At 70.7% G+C, this 25,194-nt stretch carries 22 protein-coding genes; 11 read left to right on the top strand and 11 right to left on the bottom strand.

The features are described 5' to 3' along the window. Positions 1 to 285: 285 nt before the first annotated feature. The gene (locus ACIA77_RS45345) at positions 286 to 1,623 is read right to left on the bottom strand and encodes an acyl-CoA dehydrogenase family protein (protein WP_395892383.1); all 1,338 of its coding nucleotides are present in this window, start codon (positions 1,621 to 1,623) and stop codon (positions 286 to 288) included. A 136-nt stretch (positions 1,624 to 1,759) separates the two neighbouring features. Between ACIA77_RS45345 and ACIA77_RS45350 the strand changes: the two genes are divergently transcribed. Beyond that, positions 1,760 to 2,962, top strand: a complete 1,203-nt coding sequence (locus ACIA77_RS45350; protein ID WP_395892384.1) for a LytTR family transcriptional regulator DNA-binding domain-containing protein — start codon at positions 1,760 to 1,762, stop codon at positions 2,960 to 2,962. Positions 2,963 to 3,022: 60 nt separating this feature from the next. On the opposite strand, the gene ACIA77_RS45355 is transcribed toward ACIA77_RS45350, so the two are convergent. Next, entirely contained in the window at positions 3,023 to 4,639 is a 1,617-nt protein-coding gene (locus ACIA77_RS45355; RefSeq protein WP_395892385.1) for an MFS transporter, read from the bottom strand. Positions 4,640 to 4,948: 309 nt separating this feature from the next. Next, a complete protein-coding gene (locus ACIA77_RS45360) occupies positions 4,949 to 6,016 on the bottom strand; it encodes a LacI family DNA-binding transcriptional regulator (protein WP_395892386.1) in 1,068 nt (355 codons plus the stop codon). Between the two features lie 158 nt (positions 6,017 to 6,174). On the opposite strand from ACIA77_RS45360, the gene ACIA77_RS45365 reads away from it, so the two are divergent. Genes ACIA77_RS45365 through ACIA77_RS45390 form a run of 6 tightly spaced genes read left to right on the top strand, consistent with a single transcriptional unit; the run spans position 6,175 to position 11,322 of the window. Further along, positions 6,175 to 7,164 (top strand): asparaginase, encoded by a 990-nt coding sequence (locus ACIA77_RS45365; protein WP_395892387.1) that lies wholly within the window; start codon positions 6,175 to 6,177, stop codon positions 7,162 to 7,164. Between the two features lie 52 nt (positions 7,165 to 7,216). Then, on the top strand, positions 7,217 to 8,107 hold the full coding sequence (locus ACIA77_RS45370) for a polysaccharide deacetylase (RefSeq protein ID WP_395892388.1): 891 nt from the start codon (positions 7,217 to 7,219) through the stop codon (positions 8,105 to 8,107). Then, on the top strand, positions 8,104 to 9,495 hold the full coding sequence (locus ACIA77_RS45375; RefSeq protein ID WP_395892389.1) for an MFS transporter: 1,392 nt from the start codon (positions 8,104 to 8,106) through the stop codon (positions 9,493 to 9,495). The genes ACIA77_RS45370 and ACIA77_RS45375 overlap by 4 nt, the downstream gene beginning before the upstream one ends. Then, on the top strand, positions 9,485 to 10,252 hold the full coding sequence (locus ACIA77_RS45380; RefSeq protein WP_395892390.1) for an SDR family NAD(P)-dependent oxidoreductase: 768 nt from the start codon (positions 9,485 to 9,487) through the stop codon (positions 10,250 to 10,252). Before ACIA77_RS45375 ends, ACIA77_RS45380 begins: the two co-directional genes overlap by 11 nt. Then, positions 10,249 to 10,953 (top strand): SDR family NAD(P)-dependent oxidoreductase, encoded by a 705-nt coding sequence (locus ACIA77_RS45385; protein WP_395892391.1) that lies wholly within the window; start codon positions 10,249 to 10,251, stop codon positions 10,951 to 10,953. Before ACIA77_RS45380 ends, ACIA77_RS45385 begins: the two co-directional genes overlap by 4 nt. 27 nt (positions 10,954 to 10,980) lie before the next feature. After that, positions 10,981 to 11,322 (top strand): hypothetical protein, encoded by a 342-nt coding sequence (locus ACIA77_RS45390; protein ID WP_395892392.1) that lies wholly within the window; start codon positions 10,981 to 10,983, stop codon positions 11,320 to 11,322. A 125-nt stretch (positions 11,323 to 11,447) separates the two neighbouring features. Here the strand turns inward: ACIA77_RS45390 and ACIA77_RS45395 are convergent, their stop codons facing one another. The 3 genes from ACIA77_RS45395 to ACIA77_RS45405 all read right to left on the bottom strand — a co-directional run bounded on the left by ACIA77_RS45395 (position 11,448) and on the right by ACIA77_RS45405 (position 14,875). Then, positions 11,448 to 11,813 (bottom strand): cupin domain-containing protein, encoded by a 366-nt coding sequence (locus tag ACIA77_RS45395; RefSeq protein ID WP_395892393.1) that lies wholly within the window; start codon positions 11,811 to 11,813, stop codon positions 11,448 to 11,450. A gap of 66 nt (positions 11,814 to 11,879) precedes the next feature. Next, entirely contained in the window at positions 11,880 to 13,775 is a 1,896-nt protein-coding gene (locus ACIA77_RS45400; RefSeq protein WP_395892394.1) for an amidohydrolase, read from the bottom strand. Between the two features lie 530 nt (positions 13,776 to 14,305). Further along, a complete protein-coding gene (locus ACIA77_RS45405) occupies positions 14,306 to 14,875 on the bottom strand; it encodes a TetR/AcrR family transcriptional regulator (RefSeq protein WP_395892395.1) in 570 nt (189 codons plus the stop codon). An 83-nt stretch (positions 14,876 to 14,958) separates the two neighbouring features. On the opposite strand from ACIA77_RS45405, the gene ACIA77_RS45410 reads away from it, so the two are divergent. After that, positions 14,959 to 15,876, top strand: a complete 918-nt coding sequence (locus tag ACIA77_RS45410) for an NADP-dependent oxidoreductase (protein WP_395892396.1) — start codon at positions 14,959 to 14,961, stop codon at positions 15,874 to 15,876. A 61-nt stretch (positions 15,877 to 15,937) separates the two neighbouring features. Here the strand turns inward: ACIA77_RS45410 and ACIA77_RS45415 are convergent, their stop codons facing one another. From ACIA77_RS45415 to ACIA77_RS45430, 4 genes are all read right to left on the bottom strand, one after another. Continuing rightward, entirely contained in the window at positions 15,938 to 17,218 is a 1,281-nt protein-coding gene (locus ACIA77_RS45415; protein WP_395892397.1) for an ATP-binding protein, read from the bottom strand. Positions 17,219 to 17,310: 92 nt separating this feature from the next. Beyond that, positions 17,311 to 18,528: a hypothetical protein gene (locus ACIA77_RS45420; RefSeq protein ID WP_395892398.1), complete on the bottom strand. Its 1,218-nt coding sequence runs from the start codon at positions 18,526 to 18,528 to the stop codon at positions 17,311 to 17,313. A 113-nt stretch (positions 18,529 to 18,641) separates the two neighbouring features. Then, a complete protein-coding gene (locus tag ACIA77_RS45425) occupies positions 18,642 to 18,884 on the bottom strand; it encodes an amphi-Trp domain-containing protein (RefSeq protein WP_395892399.1) in 243 nt (80 codons plus the stop codon). 538 nt (positions 18,885 to 19,422) lie between these two features. Next, positions 19,423 to 19,977 (bottom strand): TetR/AcrR family transcriptional regulator, encoded by a 555-nt coding sequence (locus tag ACIA77_RS45430; RefSeq protein WP_395892400.1) that lies wholly within the window; start codon positions 19,975 to 19,977, stop codon positions 19,423 to 19,425. A 131-nt stretch (positions 19,978 to 20,108) separates the two neighbouring features. On the opposite strand from ACIA77_RS45430, the gene ACIA77_RS45435 reads away from it, so the two are divergent. Further along, positions 20,109 to 20,660: a hypothetical protein gene (locus tag ACIA77_RS45435; RefSeq protein WP_395892401.1), complete on the top strand. Its 552-nt coding sequence runs from the start codon at positions 20,109 to 20,111 to the stop codon at positions 20,658 to 20,660. A 125-nt stretch (positions 20,661 to 20,785) separates the two neighbouring features. Here the strand turns inward: ACIA77_RS45435 and ACIA77_RS45440 are convergent, their stop codons facing one another. After that, on the bottom strand, positions 20,786 to 22,777 hold the full coding sequence (locus tag ACIA77_RS45440; RefSeq protein ID WP_395892402.1) for an ABC transporter ATP-binding protein: 1,992 nt from the start codon (positions 22,775 to 22,777) through the stop codon (positions 20,786 to 20,788). 683 nt (positions 22,778 to 23,460) lie between these two features. Between ACIA77_RS45440 and ACIA77_RS45445 the strand changes: the two genes are divergently transcribed. Together ACIA77_RS45445 and ACIA77_RS45450 are read left to right on the top strand one after the other, a co-directional pair. Beyond that, positions 23,461 to 23,787 (top strand): 2Fe-2S iron-sulfur cluster-binding protein, encoded by a 327-nt coding sequence (locus ACIA77_RS45445; RefSeq protein ID WP_395892403.1) that lies wholly within the window; start codon positions 23,461 to 23,463, stop codon positions 23,785 to 23,787. A 95-nt stretch (positions 23,788 to 23,882) separates the two neighbouring features. Next, entirely contained in the window at positions 23,883 to 25,166 is a 1,284-nt protein-coding gene (locus ACIA77_RS45450; RefSeq protein WP_395892404.1) for a Rieske 2Fe-2S domain-containing protein, read from the top strand. Positions 25,167 to 25,194 lie beyond the last annotated feature (28 nt).

Here is a 25,194-nt window from a genome sequence, read left to right on the forward strand (position 1 = left end):
AGTCCGCTCTCCGTCGCCTCCAGCACCCCGAAGGTGCCGCTCAGGGGCGCGCCGGTGCGGGGCTCCCGCAGCGTGGCCCAGCCACCGCCCCCTTGAGGGAGAACCTGAAGGAGGTAGGTGTAGGCGGGCATGCGAGCAGCGTACCGAGGCCGAACGCCTCGCCGGGGCTACTTCGGCACAGCGGCGAAGACGGTCGAAGCGCATTCCGCCGAGGTCGCCGGCACCGGTTCCGCCGGGCCGGCGCCCGGGCGCGTCCGGGGAGGGGCGCGCCCGAGCGCTCGTCCGTCACACGGGAAGCGGGGTCTCCGGGTAGGCCGGGACCGTGTCGATGGTCTCCATGAACTTCGTGAACGGCACGAACTCGTCGTCCATCAGTGCGCGCGGGTCGTAGTCCGGGCTGGCGAGCACGCCGTGGACGCGGCGGCGCTGCATGCCGAAGTTGCCGGCGTCGTAGAGCGGCAGGACCGCGGCCTCGCGCAGCAGCTTTTCGAACTCGTGCTGCTTGTCGAGGCTGTTGACGCCCACGACCTGCATGCACTTGTAGACCGCGTCGAACATGAGTTCCGTGCATTGGATCTTGCACATCGCGCCGATCAACTCGCCGTGGTAGTCGTGGCGGTCCAGGAAGTGCGCGGTCTTCCAGCAGAAGCAGCGGCACATCTCGATCCGCGCCGCGACGTCCCCGAGCACGTACCCGACGTTCTGGTAGTTGATGATCGGGCTCGGGCCGCCGGCGGTGTACGTCCGCGCCCAGTCGAGGGCGGACTCGTACGCGGTCCGGGCGACGCCGACCGCGGCGATCCCGGCCACGGGCCCCGACCAGGCGAAGTTGCGGTTGATGAGCAGGTCGCCGTTGCCGCGAGTGCCCTCGACGAGGTTGTTCGCGGGAACCCGGGCGTCGGTGAAGACGATCTCGGCGTTGGGGGTGAGCCGGTGCCCCATCTTGCTGATGAGCTTGAAGCTGACCCCGGGGGTGCCGCGCTCGACCATGATCGCCGAAAGCCCCTCGGTGCCGCCCTTCGACGGGTCGGTGCGCACCACGACGATGCTCGCGTTGGCGCCCTGCCCGTCCCAGCCCGCGACGTTGCACGGCCAGTACTTGCGGCCGTTGAGCACGTAGTGGTCGCCGTCGAGGGTGGCGGTGACGCCGATTCCGACGGGTGACGCATCGGGTGCGTCGAAGTTCGCCGTGCCGCCGGGGCTGCCGGCCGGCTCGCTCACCGCGTAGCCGACGAGGTACTCGCCGGTCGGGTCGGAGGTGGCCGCGCGCAGGAACCGCTCCTTCTGCTCGTCGCTGCCCCAGTACCAGACGGGCAACAGGCCCAGCCCGTTCACCAGGACGGTGCAGGCGAAACCCGGATCCACCGCGCACACCTCCTCGGCGGCCAGTATGAGGTCTACATTGGACAGACCCCCGCCGCCGTACTGCGTGGGCAGCATGCAGAACGCGATGCCGGCGCGGTAGGCCTGCACGTAGGCGTCCTTGGTCAGCTGGAAGGCGCGCAACGGGTCCGTCTCCGCGTCGGCCGCGCGGACCACCGGCGCGAGGATGTCGCGGGCGAAGGCGCGGGTGCTCGCCTGGAGTTCCCGTTGGTCGGGGGTGAGGGTGAAGTCGATGGCCATGACGAAACCTCCCTGCATCGGGTCGTCGGATCGGCCGGACTCGTCGATCTGCCCGGGCGGCAGCACGGGACGCTATCCGGCGGGCCAGGTCCGTCCTAGTCTGTTCAGGGGGCCGCCCGAACGCGAGGAGGTCGGCGTGGACGGTGAACGGGCCGGCGCCGGCGGTCACGAACCCGGCACGAACGGCACCGCCGCGATCCGGCCTGCGATCCAGGCGTCCTGGCGGCGCTGCCGCGAGGTGCACGGCCTGGCCCCCGAGCCGCCATCCGGCCCCCGTGCCGACTCGGGTGCCGCGGCGCCGCGCGCCGTGGTGTCCGCCGCCCGTTCGCTGGCGGCCGATCTCACCCGAACCGACGGGGTGGTGGCGGTCGCGGGCGGGGACGGGCGGGTCGCCGCGGTGTTCGGCAGCCGGTCAGCCGTCGCGCTCGCCGCCGCGCACCAGCTCGCCCCCGGGCACGACTGGTCGGAGAACCACCGCGGTACCAATGCCCTCGGCACCGCGCTGCTGGACGGACAAGCCCGGGTGACGGGCCCGGAGCACTGGCGCGACGACCTGGCCGGCTGGTCCGGTGCCGGTGTCGCGGTGGCCGGCCCCGACGGGCCCCGGCCGTGCGCGGTCCTCGCGTTCCTGGTGCACCGCCGTCCACTGACGGTGCTCACGATCGCGCGGCTGCACAGCTGCGCCCAGGAACTGGGCCACGGCCTGCACCGCCGGCGCGACGACGTGCTCACCGAGCTGGCCGGATCGCTGCGACCGCAGGCCGCCCACGACGCCGGACCGCTGGCGGTCATCGACCGGCGCGGGCGGCTGGTGGCGGCGAACGAGGTCGGGCACGCCGTGCTCGGCTCCCGTGCGCGGGCCGGCGCGCTGCGGCTGGCCGCGTGCGCGGAGGACGGGTGCCCGATCACCGTACAGCCCATCGAGCACGACGGGCAGCTCATCGGCACGCTCCTCACCACCGGCCCGGACTCACCGCCGGCGACCGAGGCCGCCCAGGCGCCGGTCTTCCGGCTCGCCGGCATCCACGGCGGGCACATCCTGCTCATGGCCCCGGCGGAGATCCGGGTCGCGCAGGCCGAGGGCAAGACCGTGTGGCTGCTGACCGACCGGGGCCGGCTGCGGGCGCTGAACCACACCCTGAACCGGCTGGCGACGCGGCTGGCACCCCACGGCTTCCTGCGGGTGCACCGGCACTACGTGGTGAACCTGCACCGGGTGCGCGAAATCGCCCCGACCTTCCACGGCGGGTTCGCGCTCGTCCTGGACGGGCCCGATCGCGAGACCGTCGCGGTGTCGCGCCGGAACCTGGCCGAGGTCCGGCGCGCGCTCGGCCTGTGAGCGGGGTGCGTCCCTTCCCGGTGGCGGCGTCTGGGGCGCGTCGTCTCCGGTCGGAAGCAGTCACGGCTTCCTCGAGCGGGGCTGCGTCGTCGGGATCCGGTTCGTGAAGAACATGGCGAGGACGGTGGTGAACGCGAGGATGGCGAGTGCGGCACGCAGGCCGTCGAGCCTGGCGGCCGCGTTGGCGTCGAGCGCCGCTTGGGCGACCTCCGGGCTGGTGCCCGCCGCATCGAGGGCGGTCTGGAGCTGGGCGTCCGACAGCAGGGGCACGCCGCTCTGGAGTTCGACGGCCGCCTGGCTCTTCACTTCGGCCGGAATCGCCGGGTTCTGCTCGATCGTGGTCAGGAAGGACGTGGTCAGCGCGGTGATGAGGAACGAACCGGCGACTGCCGTACCGATCGACGCGCCGAGGTTCGTGACGGCGTTCTGGATGCCGCCGACGTCGGCACTCTGCCTGTCCGGCACCGCGGACACGGTCACCGCGCCGAGCTGAGACGCCAGCGCTCCCATCCCGAGTCCGATCAGCAGGAGCGGGATCGTGACGATTTCCGCGCCGGCGTCCGCGTCGAGCGCGGCCATCAGGACCACCGCCCCCACGAGCAGCGCGAGGAGGCCCAGCCGCACCACCCGTCGTGGCGAGACGTTCGGGAAGAACCGCGGGATCAGCACCACGACGGCCAGCATCGTCAGGGAGAGCGGCAGGATGCGCACACCGGTGGCGAGTGCGGACAGGCCGAGCGCGATCGACAGGTAGAGCGGTACGACGAAGAAAACGCCCATCAGCACGAGGTATTGGAAGAAGAACATCGTCAGCCCGCCCGTGAGCTGCCGGTTCCGCAGCAAGGCCGGGTCGACGAGGGGTTCCCGATCGCGCTCGACGAGGCGGGCCTCGTAGCGGAAGAACAGCCAGACCAGGAGCAGGCCCGCCAGCATCAGCCAGACGACGAGCGAGACCCCGAGCCACGCGGGCGCGCCGGGCTTGGGCCGGAACCAGCCCCATTCGTCCGAGCGGAGCACGCCGTAGACGAAGATCCCGAGCCCGAGCGCGGAGAGCGCGGCGCCCACGAGATCGATGTGCGCGCGCCCGCCACGCGGCGCGTCGGCGATGCGACGGGCGAGGGCCAGGATGCCGAGCACGATCGCGACTTCGCCGGCGAAGACCCAGCGCCACGAGAAGTAGGTTGTCGCGACACCTCCGATGAGTGGACCGATCGCGATCGCCACTGCTCCGGCAGCGGCAACGAGTCCGTAGGCGGCCGGCCGCCGTTCGACGCGGAAGTTGCCGGCGACGAGCGCCACGATCGCCGGCAGGATGAGCGCCGCCCCGACCCCTTCCAGGAACGACCAGCCGAGCAGGAGGACCGGCAGGCTCGGCGCGAGGGCTGTCGTCAGCGAACCGCAGCCGTAGATGCCGCAGCCGATGGTGAACGCTCGCTTGTGGCCGATGAGTTCGCCCACCTTGCCACCGGGAATCATGAACATCGCCATCACGAGCGTGTAGGCGGTGATCGCGCCTTGGATCCCGGTCACCGTGGTGCCCACGTCGTCGGCCACCGACGCGATCGACACGTTCATCACGGAGCTGTCGAGCGCCATGAGGAACTGACCCGCGGCGAGGGTGAACAGGACGAGCCCCGGTTTCGCCGAACTCTCAGGAACGCCTGTCCGAGGTGGCATGCACCTATCGTCGCGCCACCCCGGTGGGCCTTGTCAACTCCGCGTGAATCGTGACCCGGGCTCCGGGTGAACGTTGCCCGGACCTCTTAGGTTGTCCGTCGTCACCGCGCGGGGAACGATCGGCGAAGGCCTGCGGACACCCGGTGATCAACCCACGCGCCACGATCACGTCACCGGCCCGAAGCCTGTGGCCCCACGACTTCGGCCTCGAGGGGAGCGGCTCTGCCGCGTCCGGCCGCTGCCCTTCGCGCGAGCCGGATCACGACCGCTCGCGCGACTGTCGCAAGTGGACCCACCGGCACCGGTCGGTCAGCTGCTGCTTTCGCGGACGTGGAGAGTCGGCGTGAGGCGGGCCGATTCGGCGGGTTCGCCGCGCATGACGGCGCGGAGGAGGCGCACGGCGGTCTGGCCGATTTCGAACATGGGGGAGCGCACCGAGGACAGCGGGATCGGCAGCTCGGCGGCCAGCGAGGTGTCGTTGAACCCGACGACCGCGCAGTCCCGGCCGACGGTGAGGCCGTAGGAGCGCAGGGCGCCCATCGCGCCGATCGCGGCGAAGTCGTTGACCGCGAACAGCGCCGAGGGCCGGCGGCCGGACGAGAGGATCTTCTCGGCTGCCTCCCGGCCGCCCTGGGTGTCGAACCGGGACAGCACGATGTCGCCCTCGGCGATGTCGCCGCCGAGTTCCCGCCAGCGCTGCACGAAACCGGCGGTGCGGTCCACGCCGGTGGTCGCGTAGGGCTCGCCGGCGATCACGCAGACGTCCCGGTGTCCCTTGTCCCACAGGTGTTCGGCGACCAGTTCGCCGCCCCGGGTGTCGTCGCACGTGGACGACGGGATCTCCGGGTGGCGGCGGTTCATCAGCACGAACGGCACCGCCCGGCGGCGCAGGTCGGACAACACCACGTCGACGTCCAGGTGGCGGTCGCCGATGATCAGCCCGTCCACCCGGCGCGCCAGCATCAGCTCGACCTTGCGGCGCTGCTCGTCCACGTCGTCACGGGAGTTGGTGACGAACGAGGAGTACCCGCTGGTCGCCGCCTCGGCCTCGACCCCCTCGTACATGACGGCCAGCACCAGGTCGGACAGCCGCGGTACGACCACGCCGAGCAGGCGCGTGCGGCGGGTGCGCAGGCCGGACGCCTGCGGGTCGGGGGAGTAGCCGAGTTCGGCGGCGAGTTCCCGGATCCGGCGCGCGGTGGCGTCGGACGCGGCGCCGCGCGCCGATTCCGGGTCGGAGTGCAGCACGCGGGACACGGTCGACGGGTGGATGCCCAGCTGCCGGGCCAGGTCCTTGAGGGTCGGCACGCGCTCGGCGGCCGCCCCGTCCGGGACGGCCGTGCCATCGCCTTCGCGCGAAGCCTTCGCTCTGGGCACGCCCGCGCCCACCGCCTCTCCACCTTGGGTGTTGACCGTGCTTCGACGCACACCGTACAGTTCCCCACCACTGTACCCAATCGTTTGGGTACGAGCGCCGTCGCCGCTACCCAAACGATTGGGTACGACTACTCACGAGGCACGGAGGTGAACCGGCCGTGACGACGAACCTGAAGACCGAGCGGGGCGAGCACGTCGTGCTGCTCGCGACGGGCGGCACGATCTCCTCCCGCAGCCGCGCCGAGCTCGACGGCGCCGCCGTCGCCTCGGACGGTGCCGACGACCTGCTGCGCAGCACCGGCGGGCCGCACTCGCTCCCGGTCCGGGTGGTCGACGTGCTGCGGGTCGGTTCGTACACCCTCGACGTGGACGACATGCTGCTGGTCTGCGCCCGGATCCGCGAGGCGCTGGCCGACCCGTCGGTGGTCGGGGTCGTGGTCACCCACGGCACCGACACCATGGAAGAGACGGCGTTCCTGGCCGACCTGGTGCACGCCGATCCGCGGCCGGTGGTGTTCACCGGCGCGCAGCGCGCCGCGGACGCGGCCGCCCCGGACGGTCCGGGCAACCTGGCCGGCGCCTTGGCCCTGGCCGGTTCGCCGGACACCCGCGACCGCGGGGTGCTGGTGTGTTTCGCCGGCGAGGTGTTCCCGGCCCGCGGCGTGCGCAAGTCGGAAACCCTGCTGGCGCGCGCCTTCAGCAACCCGGACGACGGCCGCGACGGCTGGGCCGGCGACCGGCCGGAGCCGCTGCCGCTGCCGGACGGCGGCAGTGGCTGCCGCGTGGACCTCGTGGCGTCCTACCCGGGCGCCGACGCGGCGCACCTGCGCGCCTCCCTGGCCGCCGGCGCGGCCGGGATCGTGGTGCAGGGCACCGGGATCGGCAACGCCAACCCGGTGCTGTGCGCGGCGGTGGCCGAGGCCACCGCGGGCGGAGCGGTGGTCGTCACGAGCACCCGCGTGGAGGCCGGCCCGGTCGTCCCGGTGTACGGCGCCGGCGGCGGCAAGGACCTGCTGACCGCCGGCGCGATCCCCGCCGGGCTGCTGCGGCCCTCCCAGTCGCTCATCCTGCTGTCCCTGCTCCTGCGGCTCGGGTGGTCCCGCGAGGACATCGCGGCGGCCTTCGCGCGGAGGGGAGGCGAACCCTGACTCCGCTGCTCCGCCCGCACCAGTTGCTCCCCACTCCACGAAAGGCTTGTTCATGACGAAGGAAATCCAAGTCGCGTTCGGTGTCGACGTCGACGCCGTGGCCGGCCAGCTCGGCTCGTACGGCGGCGAGGACTCGCCGTGCGACATCTCTCGCGGCATGTTCAGCGGCGAGGTCGGCGGGCCGCGGCTGCTGCGCCTGTTCGAGCGCTACGGGCTGACGACCACGTGGTTCGTGCCCGGCCACTCCATCGAGACCTTCCCCGACCTGACCCGCGCGATCGTCGACGCCGGGCACGAGGTCGGCGCGCACGGGTACTCGCACGAGAACCCGATCGCGATGACCCGCGAGCAGGAGACGGCGATCCTGGACCGTTCGATCGAGCTGATCGAGAAGGTCGCCGGCCGCCGCCCCACCGGCTACGTGGCGCCGTGGTGGGAATTTTCCCCCGTCACCAACGAGATCCTGCTCGAGCGGGGCATCAAGTACGACCACTCGCTGATGCACCGCGACTTCGAGCCGTACTACGTCCGGGTCGGCGACAGCTGGACCAAGATCGACTACGCCCAGCCTGCCGAGACCTGGATGAAGCCGCTGGTCCGCGGCGAGGAGACGGACCTGGTCGAGATCCCGGCGAACTGGTACCTGGACGACCTGCCGCCGATGATGTTCGTGAAGGCGTCGGCCAACTCGCACGGCTTCGTCAGCCCGCGTGAGCTCGGCCAGACCTGGCAGGACCAGTTCGACTGGGTCTACCGCGAGATGGACCAGGCGACGTTCACCATGACCATCCACCCGGACGTGTCCGGGCGCCCGCAGGTGCTGCTCATGCTGGAGCGGCTGATCGACCACATCAACGGCCACGAGGGCGTCAGCTGGCTGACCTTCGACCAGATCGCCGACTCGTTCCTGTCCCGCAACCCCCGGAAGGGAGCGGGCTCGTGAGCGTCGAATCCGCCAAGCCCATCGACCTGACGGCGCCTGCCGTCGACGAGAAGCGCAGATTCCCGGTCTTCTCCCGGAAAGCGACCCGCACCGCCACGGTCCTGGCCCTGATCGCCTGGACCATCGCGGTGTTCGACTACGGCCTGTTCGGCACGCTGCTGCCCGCGATGCAGGAGTCGTTCGGCTGGACCGCGTCCGAGGCCTACCAGATCAACACGTGGATCGCCGTGGGCACCGCGATCGTGTGCTTCGGGATCGGCCCGATCATCGACCGGCTCGGCCGCCGCCGCGGCATGATGACCACCATCGGCGGCACCGCGATCATCTCCACCCTGACCGCGGTGATCCCGGCCGCGCTGGGCGCGGTCAGCGGCGTGATCATCACCGTCATCCGCTCGTTCGGCGGCCTCGGGTTCTCCGAGCAAGCGGTGAACGCGACCTACATGAACGAGGTCTACCAGGTCACCGAGGACGAGAAACGCCGCAAGCGCCCCGGTTTCTACTACTCGTTCATCCAGGGTGGCTGGCCGCTGGGCTTCCTGCTGTCCAGCGCGCTCGCGTTCGTCTTCCTGGACTCGCTGGGCTGGCGCGCGCTGTACGTGATGGCCGCGGTCCCGGCGGCGATCGTGGTCTGGGTGATCTGGCGCAAGCTGCGCGAGACGCCGCAGTTCGAGCTGCACCAGAAGCTGACCGAGCTGGAGAAGGGCGGGCGGACGGCCGACGCGCACGCGCTGGCCGCGTCCTACGGGGTCGAGCACTCCTCGGCTTCGCCGCTGAAGCGGTTGTGGGAACCGGCGTTGCGGCGCAACACGATCGTGCTGTCGCTGGCCTGGATCCTCAACTTCTTCGGCATCGCGATCTTCAGCGTGCTGGGCAGTTCGGTGCTGAAGAACGCCAAGGACGTTTCGCTGTCCAGCGCGTTCTGGATGCTGATCGTGATCAACGCGATCGGCTACTTCGGGTACGTGTTCCACGGCTGGCTCGGTGACCGGATCGGCCGCAAGCGCACCATCATCATCGGCTGGATCATCTCCGGCCTGTGCTTCGCGCTGATGCTCAGCCCCGCCGCGAGCAGCTCGTTCGTGATCATCCTGACCTACGGCGCCGGGCTGTTCTTCCTGGTCGGCCCGTACGCGGCCATCCAGTACTTCATGGCCGAGTGCTACCCGGTCAGCTGCCGGGCCACCGGCACGTCGTTCATCGGCGCGATGAGCCAGCCCGGCACGATCATCGGCGGCGCCCTGTTCACCGCGGTCGCGGCGGGCGCGGGCACCGGGGCCGCGGCCCTGTGGGTCGGCGCGCTCGGCACCGCGGTCTCCGGTGTGCTGATGATCGGGGCCAAACCGCCCGTGGCCGCGCTGCGAGAGGACCACCCGGATGTCGTCTGAGCCGAAAGCGGCGATCGTCACCGGTGCCGCCAGCGGCATCGGCCGCGCACTGGCCGTGCACTACGCCCGGCGCGGCGTGCACACGGTGATCGGCACGTTCCCCGGCGACCCGCACGACCCGGCCGAAACACTGCGGCAGGTCGAGGCGGCCGGCGGGAAGGCCGTGGTCCACGAGGTCGACGTGCGCAGCACCGAGGAGGTGGAAGCGTTCGCGCAACGCGCGGTCGACGAGTTCGGCCGGCTGGACTACGCGGTCGCCAACGCCGGCATCCTGCGCAACTCCGCACTGGCCGAACTGTCCGACGAGCGCTGGCACGACATGCTCGACGTCGACCTGACCGGGGTGCTGCGCACGCTGCGGTCCGGGTCGATCCGGATGGGCGAGGGCGGCGCGCTGGTCGCGGTGTCCTCGATCGCCGGCGGCGTCTACGGCTGGGAGGAGCACGCCCACTACGCCGCGGCCAAGGCCGGGGTGCTGGGCCTGGTCCGCAGCGTCGCGGTCGAACTCGGGCCGCGGCAGATCCGGGCCAACGCGGTGATCCCCGGCCTGATCGAAACCCCGCAGTCGCTCGATCCGGTCAACTCCCTCGGCCCGGACGGGCTGCGCCGCGCGGGCGGCGACATCCCGTGGGGCCGCGTCGGCCGGCCGGAGGAGGTGGCCGAGGTGATCGGGTTCCTCACCTCGCCGGCCGCGAACTACGTGACGGGGCAGGCCATCGTCGTCGACGGTGGCCTGACCGTCCGGATGCGCGCGTGACCCGCGCGAGCGGCCGGACGGTCGTCGTCACCGGTGGCGCCAGCGGCATCGGCAAGGCCATCGCGGCCGCGTTCCGGGACAACGGCGACCGGGTCGCCGTCCTCGACCGGACGGCCGGGCCCGGTGTCACCGCGGTGGACGTGTCCGATGAGGACAGTGTGCGGTCGGCGTTCGCGGCGGTGCGGGCCGAGTTCGGCACCGTCGACGTCCTGGTGAACTCGGCCGGGCTGCTCACCGAGTCGCCGGCCGAGGACATGGACCTGGCGGTGTGGAACGAGACCATCGCGGTCGACCTCACCGGGGTGTTCCTGTGCAGCCGCGAGGTGCTCAAGCCGATGCGCGCCCAGCGATGGGGCCGCGTCATCACCATCTCCTCGCAGCTGGGTATCAAGGGCGGCACCGGGCTCGGGCACTACAGCGCCGCCAAGGCCGGCGTCATCGGCTTCACCAAGGCGGTGGCGCTGGAGGTGGCTGCGGACAACGTGCTGGTCAACGCCATCGCCCCCGGACCGATCGAAACCCCGCTGGTCGACGGCATCTCCGAGGCGTGGAAGGTGGCCAAGCGGGCCGAGCTGCCACTGGGCCGGTTCGGCACCCCGGAGGAGGTCGCCCCGGCGGCACTGCTGCTGGCCAGTGATCCCGGCGGGAACCTGTTCGTCGGGCAGACGCTGGGGCCCAACTCCGGCGACGTGATGCCCTGACAACGCTTGCGAGGAAAGGGGTTCGAGGTGTGCGGAGCCTGCGGCCGGACGGTGGCCACCGACCCGGTGTTCCCGGACGGCCGCACCACCCGGGGCAACCTGATCGCCGGCCAGATCCTCGACGCGTTGTGCGCCGCCGCGCGCAACCGGATCCGCGTCGCCGGCCGCCCGGACGGCTTCGCCGTCTCCCTCCCCGGCCGGCAGCCGGTGCCGTGCGCGACCGTGGCGGACGTCTGGTCCGCCATCCTCGCCACGGCACCGGCCACCGCGACCACCCCGACCGCCGAGCTGGAAGCGCGGTACCGGACGGAATCCCGGCTGGTGCGCGCCATCGTCGCCGCTGCCAACGCGGTGCGTGGAGGCGGTTGACCGGGAGAAGCGTCGAGCCGGTCGCAGCCAGGTGCGTCGACGGCGACCGGCTCGGCTGATCCGCTTTCAGCAGGGGAAGGGGGCCGAAACCGCGTTTGTGGGAATCGCGGCTCCGCGCCCGCCGATCATTCGGCCGCGCACCCGGGGTCGGTCGCGGACGTCGCGAACGGGGCGCCGTGGGGGAGGGCACCGAGGCCGACGACGACCGTCGGGGTGGTGCCGAGGTTGCGTCCGATGTGGACTTCCCCGGGGTGGTCGACGAAGGGTTCGCCCGGTCCGATGACCTCGGTGCTGCAGCCGGCGAGGCCGTGGGTGAGGGCACCGCTGTGGACGACGGAGTAGATGGCGCCCGGGTGGGTGTGCCAGCCGGTGGCGGCACCCGGCGCGAGCGTGGTCAGGGTGAAGACGTAGTCGACGCCGTCGATGGTCCTCGTCGCGAGGACCTCGTCGGTGACCCCGGACCTCGGGTCCGGGGTGGGGGAATCGGACATGAACACGGCCTTCCTTCGCGGTTCGGGCCGCCGGGACCCCGGGGGCGGGGTGGCAGCGGGATTCGGTCAGCAGGGGTCGAACGTGGCGGAGCCGGGGACGCGGTCTTCGGCGTCGCCGCGGGCGACGCGCCACTGGCGGTGCTCCTCGGACTCGGCGGCCGCCTCCGCCACGGCCCGCGCCTGGCGGACGCCCGACGGTGAGCTGGGCGGCATCGTCCGGTAGTAGCCGCCGAAGGCGGCGACGGGGCTCCACGACGGTTCGACCGGCGACAGCGGAGCGGCCATGCCCTCGAACTCGCCCGCGGCGTGGACGAGCCGCCCGCCGACGACGGTCAGCAGCGATTCGAGGTGCGAGATGTCCTCTTCGGGCACGGTGAAGTAGTCCTCGGACAACACGGCCAGGTCAGCGTAGTAGCCCTCCTTGAGCACGCCCTTGACGTGCGCCTCCCCGGTGAGCTCCGCACCGGCCACGGTGTAGAGCCGCAGCGCCGTTTCGCGGCTCAGCCGGTTCTCCGGAGCGGCCAGCAGCCGGCCGCCGACGCTTCGCCCGCGGACCAGCCACTCGAGCGAGAGCCACGGGTTGTAGCTCGACACCCGGGTCGCGTCGGTACCGGCCGCCGTCACGAGCCCGCGGTCGAGCATCTGCCGGATCGGCGGGGTGTTCGCGGCCTTCGCCGTGCCGTAGCGGTCGGCGAAGGCGCTGCCCTGGAACATCATGCGGTTCTGGATCGAGACGGCGCCGCCCAGCGCCGCGATCCGGTCGAGGCTCGCTTCGGAGACGGTCTCGGCGTGGTCGAAGAACCACCGCACGCCGCGGGGGAACCCACCGTCGGCGGCCACCTTCTCGAACACGTCGAGGTCGGCGCGGATCGTCTCGTCGTAGGTGGCGTGCAGCCGGAACCCCCAGCCCTCGTCGAGCAGGAGGCGGATCGCGGCCTCGAGCTCCCGGTCCGCGCGCTCCGGGCGCAGCGGCCGGGGCTGTGTGAAGTTCTCGAAGTCCGCGGGTGACCACGCGACGTTCTCGCCGGCACCGTTCAACCTCAGCCACTCGTCGCCGTAACCCGGCTTCGCCAGCCCCGTCCACCGCCGCAGGTCCTCCAGTTCCTGGCCGGTGTTGTACGCGAACAGGTGGTAGGCGATCCGGACAGTCAGCCGGCCCTGCTCGGCCAACTGCATCACTGTCGCGTAGTTGTCGGGGAAGTCCTGGAAGGTGGCACCGGCGTCGATAGCGCTGGTGAGCCCGAACCGGTTGAGCTCGGCGAGGAAGTGGCGCGTCGAGACGACCTGCTCCTCTTCGGTGAGCGCCGGCGCCTTACCGAGCGCCGAGAACAACAGGGCCGACGCGGGTGTGGCGAGCAACAGGCCGGTGGGCTCCCCCGCGTGGTCCCGGACGATCTCTCCGCCCGGGGGTGCCACGCTGTCCTTGGTCAGCCCGATCGCCCGCACCGCCGCCCGGTTCAGGATCGCCGACTGGTAGAGGTGCAGCACGAACACCGGTGTCTCGGGCGCCGCGGCGTTCAGCTCGGAGACGGTGGGCAGTCGTCGTTCGGCGAACTGCTCCCCGGTCCAGCCGCCCACCACGCGGATCCACTGGCCCTCCGGCGTTCGCCGGACTTGGTCGCGCAACAGCCACAGCGCGGTGTGCAGCGACGGCACGCCGTCCCAGCGCAGCTCCAGCAGGTAGTTGAGCCCGCCGCGGATCACGTGCATGTGCGAGTCGTTCAGGCCGGGGATGATTCGTTTGCCGAGTGCGTCGACGATGCGCGTCGCCGGACCGACGAGGGGCGCGACGTCCTCGTCGTCACCGACCGCCACGATCCGGCCGTCGTGCACCGCCAGCGCCGACGCCGCGGGGCGGGCCGGGTCGCCGGTGTGGATCCGGCCGTTGCGCACGAGCAGATCGGCGTAGGTGCCGCTCCCGGAATTTCGCGCCGTGCCGTCCACGGACATGGTGTTGGTCATGGTCTGTGCTCCTTTTGCTACCCCCGTCACTGCGGAGCATGATTGCAGTGCTGCGCCCTTCGCGGCCATTGTGCGTTGGGGCACAACGGTTTTCTCTGACCAAGAGTGATAGTCAATGTAACTGACTGTCAGCAAAAGTTTTCGCTTTGCCTGTGTCCGATAAGGTCTGATTAGGGCAAAAGAATCGAGTTCCGCACTGCAGAATCGGGCGATTCGGGCAAGGTGCGCCGCCGTCGGACGCGGGTGACTGCTCGTCCCGGGTCGCTCCGGGGCTGATGATGATGTCGGCCACACCGCGTGGTGGTGCACCCCGCCTGGGCGCGGGTGGAAACGCAGTCCGGAACTCCGCCGGAATGAACAAGGCGCACGAGTGCCATTTTCCGCAAGGATCGTGCCGGTCATTCACCGGGCGCCGCCGAAGTGTCCTAACGGGACTCTGGGGAAACCTCGCCCTGTGCGGGGTGGCCGGGTTCCCCGATGTCGTCCGGACGATGTGGTCGAGCTGAATTCGCGCGGTTGCCGGTCTGCTGTCAGCACAAAGCGCTGGCAGCCCGCACCTCGTCGAGTGCTCGGCGTGCGACTTCGCCGAACTCGTCGTCGTTGGCCGGGTCGCTCCAGCGTTCGTAGGCGATCTTCCAGGCGAGCGCGCCCAGTTCCGCGGCCACGCACGAGGCCAGGTCGGGGATGCCGCGGCGCTTGAGCGCGTCGATCATCGACGCGGTGAGGCCGAGCCCCTTCAGGGCCTCCCGTTCCCGTAGTTCCGGGTTGGCGGCGATCACCGCCCGCCTCCGGGTGCTGAACTCGCGGCGGTCGGGGGTGAAGGCTTCCCTCCCGATCGCGTCCAAGGCGTGAGCCACCGCTTCGAGCGGGCCGGCCTCCGCCGGCGCCGCGGCGATCCCCTGGGCGACCAGGTCCGCCATCGCCTCCCCGCCGAAGAGAACTTCCCGCTTGTCGGGGAAGTGGCGGAAGAAGGTGCTCTTCGTGAGTCCGGCGCGCTCGGCGATCTCGACCACCGTCGTGTTCTCGTAGCCCCGCTCCGAGAAGAGATCGAGGGCGGCGACGACGAGTCGCTGCGATGGGTTGGGTAACCAGCGGGCCATGCGAACAGGGTACGGCACTTGGTCCCGTGACTCGTGTACGGTGATGGGACCAAGTGCCATCACTGAGTGTGTGGAGGTCCCCCATGAGTCGAGCGGTTGTCTACGAGACGTTTGGCGGTCCCGAAGTGCTGGAGTTGCGAGACGCCCCGGAACCGCACGCCGGGCCGGGCGAGGTTCGCGTCCGCGTCTCGGCCGCCGGGCTGAATCCCATGGATTGGCTCCTCGCCGAGCGGCCCGAGGCGGCGGCGCAGTTCGGCATCACCGTGCCGTCGGGCTTCGGCTACGACTTCGCCGGAGTGGTGGACGAGGTCGGCGGCGGCGCCACGGGTTTTGCCGTCGGCGATCGCGTTTTCGGCGGCGCGCTGGGCAAAGCCGCTGCCGATTTCTTGGTGAAGACGCCCGCCGAAGCGCTCTGGCACACGCCGGAAGGCATCAGCGACGAGGTCGCGGGCACGATTCCGGTGGCCGGGCTGACCGCCGCCGCCGCTCTGGCGGCGATCGACCTGCGGGCGGGTGACACCGTCCTGGTCGGGGGTGCCGCGGGTGGTGTGGGTGTGTTCGCGGTGCAGCTCGCGAAGCTCGCCGGCGCGCGGGTGATCGGAACCGCCTCGCAGAACACGTTCGAGTTCCTGCGGAAGTTCGGAGCCGAGCCCGTGGCGTACGGCCCTCGACTGGCCGACCGGGTCCGGGCCCTGGCTCCCGAGGGCGTGAGTGCGGCGACGGACCTGTTCGGCACCGAGACGGCCGAGGCCGCGCTCGCGCTCGGCGTGCCACCCGAGCGGATCTCCACCATCGCCGCGGGCCCCAACCCACCCGGCGGCGTGCGCGCGACCGGCGGCTTCGACGCGGGTCCGGGCGCCATGGAGCGGATCACCGACGCGATCCTCGCCGGCCGGCTCACGGTGCCGATCGCCGCGACCTTCCCGATCGAGCAGATCCGCGAGGCCGTGGCCCGGCAAGCCGGACGCCACGTCCACGGCAAGATCGTGATCACGCTGTAGGACACGGGGCCTGCTGCCGATCGTGCGGCCGTGAACCGTGCGCCCCGGCGCTCGATGGCGTTCACATCCGCACGTACTTCTCGATGTCTTCCTGGAACTCGTTGATCGCCTGGTCGGTGAGGGTGGGCCGCGTGTCGGCGATGGCGGCGAGGAAGTCCTCCGTGCCGGCGGGGGTCTCGTGACCGTGGACGACTTCGCGTTCGAACGCGGCCTGGGCGCCTTTGCGGGCGGCGAACTCGATGTCGGCGGGCGTGAACAACTCGCTCGCCGACACCAGGCGGCCCAGGTCGACACCGCCGGCAGCCGGTCCCAGGTAGCGTCGCCAGATCGCCGCGCGAGCCGCCGGGTCCGGGGGACCGACCGGGATGATGTAGTCGAACCGCCCCGGTCGTAGGAAAGCCGGATCGAGGGAGCGGACGGAGTTGGTGGCGCAGATCAGCAGGCGGTTGTCGTGGTCGCGGAAGCCGGGGATCAGTTTGAGCAGTTCATTGGTGACGCCGTGGCCGGGATCGACGGCCAGCCCGGACCGCACGCCGGCGATCTCCTCGACCTCGTCGATGAACAGCACCACGGTCTCGAGCGCGGCCAGATCGGCGAACGCGTCGCGCAGCGAGTCGGCCAGACCGCCCGCTCCCACGGATGCGAGCCGGGAAGGGAACAGCTCCACGAACGGCCACTCCAGCCGCGAGGCCACGGCTTTGGCGAAACTCGTTTTGCCGGTGCCCGGCGGGCCGAAGAGGACAACCGCCTTCGGTGGGGTGACGCCGTGCCGGTCCGCCACCGCGGGCTCGGCCAGCGGCAGCACTATCCGCCGCTCGATGGTCTCCTTCTCGTGCTCCATCCCGGCGAGATCCGTCCACAGTCCCCGCGGCAGCACCCGCCCGCCGAGTTCCGCGAGCAGACCCGCGTCGCTGGCACCGAGGTGCTCGACCTTCTCGTAGAACACCAATCCGGGCCGCGCGAGGTAACCGGAGTTCTCCAGGGCCGTCGCTCCCGTCGCGCCGGGCGGGAGCAGTGCACTGATCCGGCGGATGCCCTGCGCTCGCAGGCGCCGCTCGAGTTCGCCGACCAGGGAGCTGCCGATCCCGCGGTTGCGCCACATCCGGGCGAGCGCCATCCCGACGATCCAGGCCCGCTCACCCCGGGCCTGGGCGACCGCCATGCCCACCACGTCGTCGCCGACCACCGCGACCACGACGAGTTCGCCGGTCCGGGTCGCGGCGATGACCTCGGAAATCGGAAACACCGGAGGGGAATCGTCCGCCTGCCGGTCCTGATCCCAAAGCTGGATCACGCGGTCCAGATCGTCGTCGTGGAAATCCCGTAGTCGCCACGTCGGCACCGGCACCACGATACCGACAACCCGCCCTCGCGCCCAGATCTCGGGGAAGGCGCGGATGGACAAGGGCGAGGAGCCGCCGAGGCGAACTCCGGTCACCTCTGTTGAAGTCGCCTGAACTCATCCGCCCACGCAGTCGTCCGGCCCGGCAGGCCGGACGGCGCCGGAACGACCACGAGGGGGCAGAAGACGCTGGTGAAGAGCCAGGGCGTCGAATCCGGGCCGAAGTCGTGGACCATGGCGGAGTCCTGCGTGATGCCGTAGGTGGCGACGGCGAGGCGGGAAGTGGCGCGGAAGCGGGTGAGCTGGTTCGAAAGGAACTCGTGGTGGTTCTGGAACCACGGCGACAGCCCGAGGAAATCGTCCCACTTCTGCTGGGAGAAGGGGGTTTCGGCGGCGTCCCGGACGAGCTGCCAGACCATCGTGGCGCGCGGGACGCCGTAACGGGCGGCGAAGCGGGGGTCGACGGGCTCCTTCAGGTGCTGTTTCCACAGCAGCACCAAGGAGAACTCGGTGGCCAGGAACTTCTGGTCGGCGCGCAGCTTGGGCAGGACGTAGTCGAGGAACGCCTGGTCGTCGCCGGGGGGCGGCGAGGTGGGGTGGATGTCCACACCGGACAGTTCCGGGGTGTCGTGGGTGTAGGTCAGCCACCGGGCGGTGGCCGCGGTGCGCCAATCGGGCCGGTCGAGGTGGTTGAGCGCGCCCAGGTACAGCTGGGTTTTGCAGCCCGCGCCGCACTTCCGCGCGCGGTAGTCGATCACGTGCCGCGCGACGGCCTCGTAGAACACGTTGAGCCGCTCGTCGCGGTCCTGGTCGCGGCATTCGATGAACGGTTCGTTCCCGATCACCAGGATGTCGACCGTGCCCAGGACGGCCGGGAGGACCGCGTCGAGCCGGCGCAGCGCGGTGGCCATGTCCGGCGTGCCGGGCGCGGGCATCGGGTCCCGGTTGTACGGGAACTTGAGCGACAGCACGGTGCCGTAGCCGTTGCCGACCGCGGTGGTGAGCATCCGGATCACGGGCGCGTCCGCCACCGCGCCCTGATCGGCTTGCGGCATGGGGAAGAACCCGCGCAGCCAGGTCGCCGAGACGTCCTGCAGCTCGGCGAAGCTCACCCGGCTGGGATCGCCGTTGAAGTTCGCGCCCAGGACGCCGTCCGGTGGTGGCGCGACGACCCGCTGCGGCGTGTCGTCCGGGGCGGCAGGCTCGCTGCAGCCGGACAGGCCGAGCCCGGCCGCGGCGATGCCCAGCACGCCGAGCGCCGAGCGCCGGGAGATCGCGATGCTGTCCCGATCGGCCGGCACTGCGCGCACGAACACCTCCGCGTGGCTGGATCAAGTCCTTGCGCCGCGGACCATACCTGCCGAGCGGCTCCCGTGCCGGAGGCGCGGTTCAGGCCGGCGGCACGCAGGAGGTTCGGGGTGGTTCAGTGCTGCTGGTGCTCCGGCGCGGGCCACTTCAGCTCGATCTCCAGCTCGACCTCGTCGCCGTCGACCTCGAGTTCGATCTCGCAGCGCACGTGGTCGGGCACGTGCACCTTCACCTTGCTGCCGCCGAGCGGGACGACGACCTTCTCACCGCCGGCGAGCGCAGCCGCCAGCGTCGACAACCGGTTCGCGGCTTCCTCGCGGGTGAGCAGCTCTTCGCGCGTCACTTCCAGAGTGGACATGCTCGAAGCAAACGCGAACCCGCGCCCGGTTGCCTCACCCGCAGCTGATGAGCGGGTCCGCCCGCGAGATCGGTGTGGCCGGCCGCGGCGATCTCGCGGGGAGCCGGGCTCGGCAGAACCCACCCGGCCGGGGCTTGGTGACGTGCTCCTCGCGTAGCCCTCAGTCCAGCCGCCGCTGGGGGAGTAGTGCGAGAGCCCGAAGTGGCCACCGCGGTAGAGGGCGCCGACGATGACGCCGGCGGTTCGAGATGGTCCCGCCGGCGCTCTGCGCGCTCGCCCGCGCCGGCCCGGCGGCGAACCCGGCCACGCCGAGCACCACCACGACCGCCGCGACGGCCCGCGTCGCTGAAACGCTGACGGCTGAACCGCATCGTTCGTTCCTCTCCGGCCGGGACGACCGCCGGCCGGAAAGGGAGTACCGAGCCGTGGCGGCCCGCAGGAAGACGCGCGGTGGACACTCGTCTTCGGCGTCCGGTGCGATCCTCGGCCGGGCGGAGATCGGCGGAACGGGTTGGTCGCTTCGGCGGCGGGCGCCGCGCTAGCGGGTTCCCCGGTGCTTCAGGATCCCCTCCACGCCCAGGAGGAACGTTTCGCAGACCGGCTCGGGGTCGGTGAGGCAGCCGGCGGCCATGGCGCCGTCGCGCAGCATCACGAAGTGGCGCGCGGCGGGGGCGGGGGCGCCGGTGGCGGCGAGCAGGTCGGTGACGGTGTCGAGGAACCACTGGCGGTGCACGAGCACGGCCTGGTGCGCCGGGTGGGCGGGGTCGGGGTACTCGGCGGCGGCGTTGAGGAATGCGCAGCCGCGGAACCCGCGCGTGCGGATGTCGTTCGCGATGGATTCGGCGACGGCGCGGACGGCGTCGGCCGGCGAGGCGGCGCCGGAGCGGGCCTGCTCGACGTGGCTGCGAATCAGCTGGTCGGCGCCCTGCAGGTAGGCGACGACCAGGTCGTCTTTGCCCGGGAAGTGCCGGTACATCGTGGCGCGCGTGACGGCCGCCTCGGAGATGATCCGGTCGACGCCCACCGAGTGGAGTCCCTCGAGGTAGAACAGCCGGCTCGCCGTGGCGAGCAGCCGGGAACGTGCTTCGGACACCACTTCGGCCGCCTCTCGGATCGCTGGGGCCAGCTTAGCAGATAGAACGTTCGGTCTTGCGTAAGTGAGCGAGTGCTGACATAGTTCCCCACAGAAAGACCGAACGTTCTATCTACTTACGGGGAGCCTCTGTGACCACCACTGCCGTTGCACCCACCGGCGTCGCGCTTTCCTTGCGGCGCTTGTACTTCGTCCGGTTCGCCTTCGCCGTCGTGTGGGCGGGCCTGCTGTTCGCGACCGCGTCGGCGCTCGGGCCGGTGAGCGTCGCGCTGCTGGTGCTGTACCCGGTGTTCGACGTCGCCGCCGCGGTCGTCGACGCCCGCTCGGCGCGCACGACCAAACCGGTCGCCGGGCTGTACGTGAACGTCGTGATCAGCCTGCTCGCCGCCGTCGGGCTGGCCGTCGCCGCTTCGTCGGGCATTCCCGGCGTGCTGCGGGTGTGGGGCGTGTGGGCCGTGGTGGCGGGCCTGGTCCAGCTCGTCGTCGGGGTCGCGCGCCGCGGGATGGGCGGCCAGTGGCCGATGATCCTCAGCGGCGGCATTTCCGTGGTGGCCGGGACGACGTTCATCCTCCAGTCCGCCAAGGAAGGTGCGGCCCTGACCACTCTCGCCGGCTACGCGGTTCTCGGCGGGATCTTCTTCCTCGTCTCCGCGCTGCGGCTGGGGCGGGCCGCGAAGAACTGACCCGCGGCGTCCCCGGGGCCGGCGGTCCGTGTGAACGGCTGCCGGCCCGGATCGGCCCTGCGCGTGAGGAATGGCCCCGTCCGGCACCGAGTTTCGGTTCCACGCAGCCTGGTGACGGTCATGCGTCATCCGCTGCGGCGCCCGGATTCGGCCGTCGACAGGCCTTCCCCCGGTTCGAAGAGCTGGCCGTGGATCCGCCAGCGGACTGGTTCCCCCTCGATGCGCCGCGCGGCTGTCGCGGGCCTGTGACTGCCGGAACCGCGGCCCGGCGGGAGAAGACCGGTTCTTGCCCGCAGCCGTGGCGACGTGGGTACGGGGTTCACTTCGGCCCGATGCTGCGCGTACAGCGCGGCGTACGGTCCGCCGGCGGCCAGCAAGTCCTCGTGCCGTCCGGCTTCGACCAGCCGGCCGTGGTCCAGCATCAGGATGTGGTGGGCGGCCGGAGCCAGGGACAGGTCGTGGCTGATCAGGATGGTCGTCTTGCCGCCGGCCAGCCGGCGCAGTGGTTCGATCACCCGCTGGACGGCACCAGCGTCCAGCCCGGCGGTGGGCTCGTCCAGCACCAGGATCGGGGCGTCGCGGACGAATGCTCTGGCGATGGCCAGCCGTTGCCGCTGCCCGCCGGAAAGCCGCTGGCCGGCGCTGTCCAGCACCGTCTGGTAGCCGGCCGGCAGGGCCGAGATGAACTCGTGGGCGTCGGCCGCGATCGCCGCGGCGACGATCTCGGCGTCGGTGGCCGTGGGCCGCCCGTAGGCGATGTTGTCGCGCACGGTGCCGTGGAAGACCTGGGTCTGCTGCAGTACCAGGGTGACCTGTTCGCGCAGCGATTCGGTGGTGACCTCCCGCAGGTCGAAACCGTCGAGCCGGATGCTGCCCGACGACGGGTCGGCGAAGCGCAGCAGCAATTTCGTGATCGTCGACTTGCCGGCGCCGCTGGCCCCGGTGATCACCACCAACTCGCCGCGGCGGACCGTGAACGACAGCTCGGCCAGCGCCGGCCGGTCGGCGTCCGGATACCGGTAGTCGACCCGGTCCACGCTGATCTCGCCGTGGGAGTGCGTCAGCACGCGAGCGCGTGGGTGGTCGGCCACCGCCGGTCTCGTGGTCAGCAATTCCGCGATGCGGTCGGAGCTCGCCGTGGCCGCGTTGACCATGATCGTGAGGGAACCGAGTCGGCGCAGCGGCGGGTAGAGGTAGCCGAGGTAGGCGGTGAACGCGAGCACGCCGCCCGGGGTCAGCTGGTGCTGGCTGATTTCCCAGATCCCCCCGCCGACCACCAGCAGCAGCGCGGTGACCTCGGTGATGTCCACCAGCGGCGTGTACGCCCCGGACACCCGTGCCTCGCGGACCCTGGTTCGCATCCAGGACGCGCCGTGGTTGTGCAACCGCTGCTGTTCGGCCCGCTGCTGGTTGTACGCCTGCACCAGGGTGAGGTTGGTCAGGCTCTCCTGAACGGCGGTGGTGATCAGGCCGTTGTAGTCGCGCTCGTCGCGGGAAACCGCCTTGATCCGCTTCGAAAACACCCGCGCCGCCAGGAGGAACAGCGGGGTGAGGAGGAACGCGGCGAGCGCCAGGTGCCAGGACACGATCAGCGCGGCGCCGCCGTAGAACACCGCGGTCACGATCGCGCTGATGGTTTCGACCGTGCCCGAAGCGGTCAGTTGTTCGACCATTTCGACGTCGCTCGTCACTCGGGCGACCAGATCACCGGTGTCGTGCCGCGCGAAGAAGTCGGGGGAAAGTTGTTGCAGGTGCGCGTACACCGCGTCGCGCAGGCGAAGCAGGAACCGTTCGGTCGCCACGGAAGTAAGGATCCCGCCCCCGAACGAGGCGAACCCCCCGACCGCGGTCATGACCACCCACACGCAAGCGGGGCGCCAGAACCCGTGCAGGTCGCCGGTGGTCAAGGCGTCGTCGACGATCGCGCCGAAGGTCCAGATCGCCACCGTCTCCGTGGCCGCGCTGAGCACCAGCAGGAGAACGGCCAGGAGCAGCAGCCGGCGTTCGCCGCGGACGTAGGGCCAGAACCGGCGAAACGCCTGACGAACCGACGACGGCTTCGGCCGGCTTTCCGCGTCGGTGGTGTAGCTGCCGCCGGCGCCCACCGCGGGAGTCATGGCGGTCACGCTGCACCTCGTTTCGAATCGTTCCAGGACGGGGCGCGGATTCCTGCCCCGCCTCCGATAAAAGGAGTGAGGGCCGGCGCTTTCGGCGCGCCGGCCCTTCCCCCTCTTTTCGGATCAGGACTGGCTCGCCCCGATCTTCAGCTCGGGATCAGCGACCGTAACGACGGTTCCGGTTGTTCTTCCGGTTGCGGTCGTAGTGGCCATCGCGTCGAGTTTCGCAGTGGTCGCGGGGAACCGGCTTGAAAGAACCCATTGTTTTCTCCTTCTCGAATTCTGCTTCCCGATATTCCGTCGGCGCGCCCCGACTTCACCGACGGTACTCCGCAAATCCGCGGACACCTGCAGCAAGAGAAGTGTCCTCGGACACGTCACTTCGCGTGTTAGAACCTCGTAAGAAAATGCTTTCCCCGGTGACCAAAGACCATATTTACGCAGACCTCGCCAACGCGATGACAACCGGTCAAAGGTCACACGTCGCGCAATTTACAGATCAACTCGTGCGTCCCATTCGAATGGGAGTGGCGCAGGGTGGGGCGGCTCGGTGGCGTCCGCAAGCCGGCGAGCCGCCGTGGACCTGATCGCCGGGCGGTGGCTCCGCGCACCCTCGGTGTCTTGCGCCCCTCAGGCGAACCGGTATATTGGTAAGTCCATTAGCCAGAGTCGAGGAGTGGGCTATGCCGAAGGTCGTGTACGTCGACGACGCCGGCGCGGAGCGGGCGGTCGACGTCTCCGTGGGGGAGAGCGTCATGAGCGCGGCCGTGCGCGCGGGGGTGCCGGGGATCATCGGCGAGTGCGGGGGCTGCATTTCGTGCGGTACCTGCCACGTCTGGGTGCGCGAGGAGTACCTGGACCAGGTCGGCGAAGTCGGCGACATGGAAGACGACCTTCTTGATCTCGCGGTCGGCGACCGGCGGGCCGGCAGCCGCCTCTCCTGTCAGATCGAGGTGACTCCCGAGCTCGACGGGCTGACCGTCGACGTGCCCGGTGAGCAGGTCGTCTGACTTCGGGGCGCGCAACTGGCCATTGCCAGTGGTTCAATGGTCTGATATTCAATCCTATAGCGTCTTCGTGATCGCCGGTGTGAAAGGACTTCAGCGTGCTCCGAACAGAGATCAACGAACTGCTGACGCAGACGGGGCCGGGTACCAAGATGGGCAGCCTCTTCCGGCGCTTCTGGCAGCCGGTGCTCCTGGCCGAGGAGCTGCCTGCCGACGATTGCCCGCCCGTGCGGGTCAAGATCCTTTCGGAGCGGCTGATCGCGTTCCGGGACTCGGAGGGCCGGTACGGCCTGATGGACGAGTTCTGCGCGCACCGCGGCGTCTCGCTCTGGTTCGGCCGCAACGAGCAGGGCGGGCTCCGCTGCCCCTACCACGGCTGGAAGTACGACTACACCGGTCAGGCCATCGAGGTCCCGAGCGAGCCCGAGACCAGCAACTTCTGCGCCAACGTCAAGCTCAAGTCGTACCCGATGGTCAAGCGCGGCGACGTGCTGTGGGCCTACTTCGGCGACCCTGAAACGCAGCCGCCGCTCCCGGAATGGGAATTCGTGACCGTTCCGGAGGGCCAGGCGTTCACGTCGAAGCGCTTCCAGGAGTGCAACTGGCTGCAGGCGCTGGAAGGCGGCATCGACTCCAGCCACGTCACGTTCCTGCACTCGGGCAGCCTGGACAGCGATCCGCTGTTCAAGGGGTCGAAGGGCAACGCCTACAACCGGGCGGACCTGAAGCCGTTCTTCGAGGTCGTCGACTACGAGGGCGGCCTGCTCATCGGTGCCCGCCGCAGCGCGGAGGAGGGGCACTACTACTGGCGCGTGACGCCGTGGGTGCTGCCGAACTTCACCATGGTCCCCCCTCGCGCCGATCACCCGCTCCACGGCCACTTCTGGGTGCCGATCGACGACGAGAACTGCTGGGCCTGGAGCTTCGACTACCACCCGACCCGCCAGCTCGAGGCCGACGAGGTCTCCGCCATGCGCGCGGGCCTGGGTGTGCACAGCGCGAACGACGAGAACTACCGGCCGCTCGCGAACAAGGACAACGACTACCTCATGGACCGCGAGGCGCAGCGGCGCGGGGAGACCTACTCCGGCATCAAGGGCATCGCGCTGCAGGACTCGTCCCTGCAGGAGTCGATGGGGCCGATCGTCGACCGGACCAAGGAACGCCTCGTCGCCACCGACGCGGGCATCATCAAGGCCCGCCAGAAGCTCCGCAAGGCCGCGCTGGCGCTCGCCGACGAGGGCGTCGAGCCGGTCGGCAACCGTCCTCAGGACCAGAAGGTGCGCTCGGTCGCGATCGTGCTGCCCGCCGACCAGTCCTTTGTAGACGGGATCGGCGAGGCGATGGTCGCCAAGCCGGGCGTCCGGCAGACGACGGTCTGAGACGGCGGGCGACGACGTGACGCAACGT

The sequence above is a fragment of the Amycolatopsis sp. NPDC051903 genome (assembly GCF_044452505.1).
In the GTDB taxonomy this organism is placed as follows: domain Bacteria; phylum Actinomycetota; class Actinomycetes; order Mycobacteriales; family Pseudonocardiaceae; genus Amycolatopsis.

Bases quoted from the DNA above. Each gene is read 5' to 3' on its own strand.
- ACIA77_RS45345 (WP_395892383.1), bottom strand. From the start codon at position 1,623: ATGGCCATCGACTTCACCCTCACCCCCGACCAACGGGAACTCCAGGCG.
- ACIA77_RS45355 (WP_395892385.1), bottom strand. From the start codon at position 4,639: ATGCCACCTCGGACAGGCGTTCCTGAGAGTTCGGCGAAACCGGGGCTC.
- ACIA77_RS45370 (WP_395892388.1), top strand. From the start codon at position 7,217: ATGACGAAGGAAATCCAAGTCGCGTTCGGTGTCGACGTCGACGCCGTG.
- ACIA77_RS45380 (WP_395892390.1), top strand. From the start codon at position 9,485: ATGTCGTCTGAGCCGAAAGCGGCGATCGTCACCGGTGCCGCCAGCGGC.
- ACIA77_RS45395 (WP_395892393.1), bottom strand. From the start codon at position 11,813: ATGTCCGATTCCCCCACCCCGGACCCGAGGTCCGGGGTCACCGACGAG.
- ACIA77_RS45400 (WP_395892394.1), bottom strand. From the start codon at position 13,775: ATGACCAACACCATGTCCGTGGACGGCACGGCGCGAAATTCCGGGAGC.
- ACIA77_RS45405 (WP_395892395.1), bottom strand. From the start codon at position 14,875: ATGGCCCGCTGGTTACCCAACCCATCGCAGCGACTCGTCGTCGCCGCC.
- ACIA77_RS45410 (WP_395892396.1), top strand. From the start codon at position 14,959: ATGAGTCGAGCGGTTGTCTACGAGACGTTTGGCGGTCCCGAAGTGCTG.
- ACIA77_RS45425 (WP_395892399.1), bottom strand. From the start codon at position 18,884: ATGTCCACTCTGGAAGTGACGCGCGAAGAGCTGCTCACCCGCGAGGAA.
- ACIA77_RS45440 (WP_395892402.1), bottom strand. From the start codon at position 22,777: ATGACTCCCGCGGTGGGCGCCGGCGGCAGCTACACCACCGACGCGGAA.
- ACIA77_RS45445 (WP_395892403.1), top strand. From the start codon at position 23,461: ATGCCGAAGGTCGTGTACGTCGACGACGCCGGCGCGGAGCGGGCGGTC.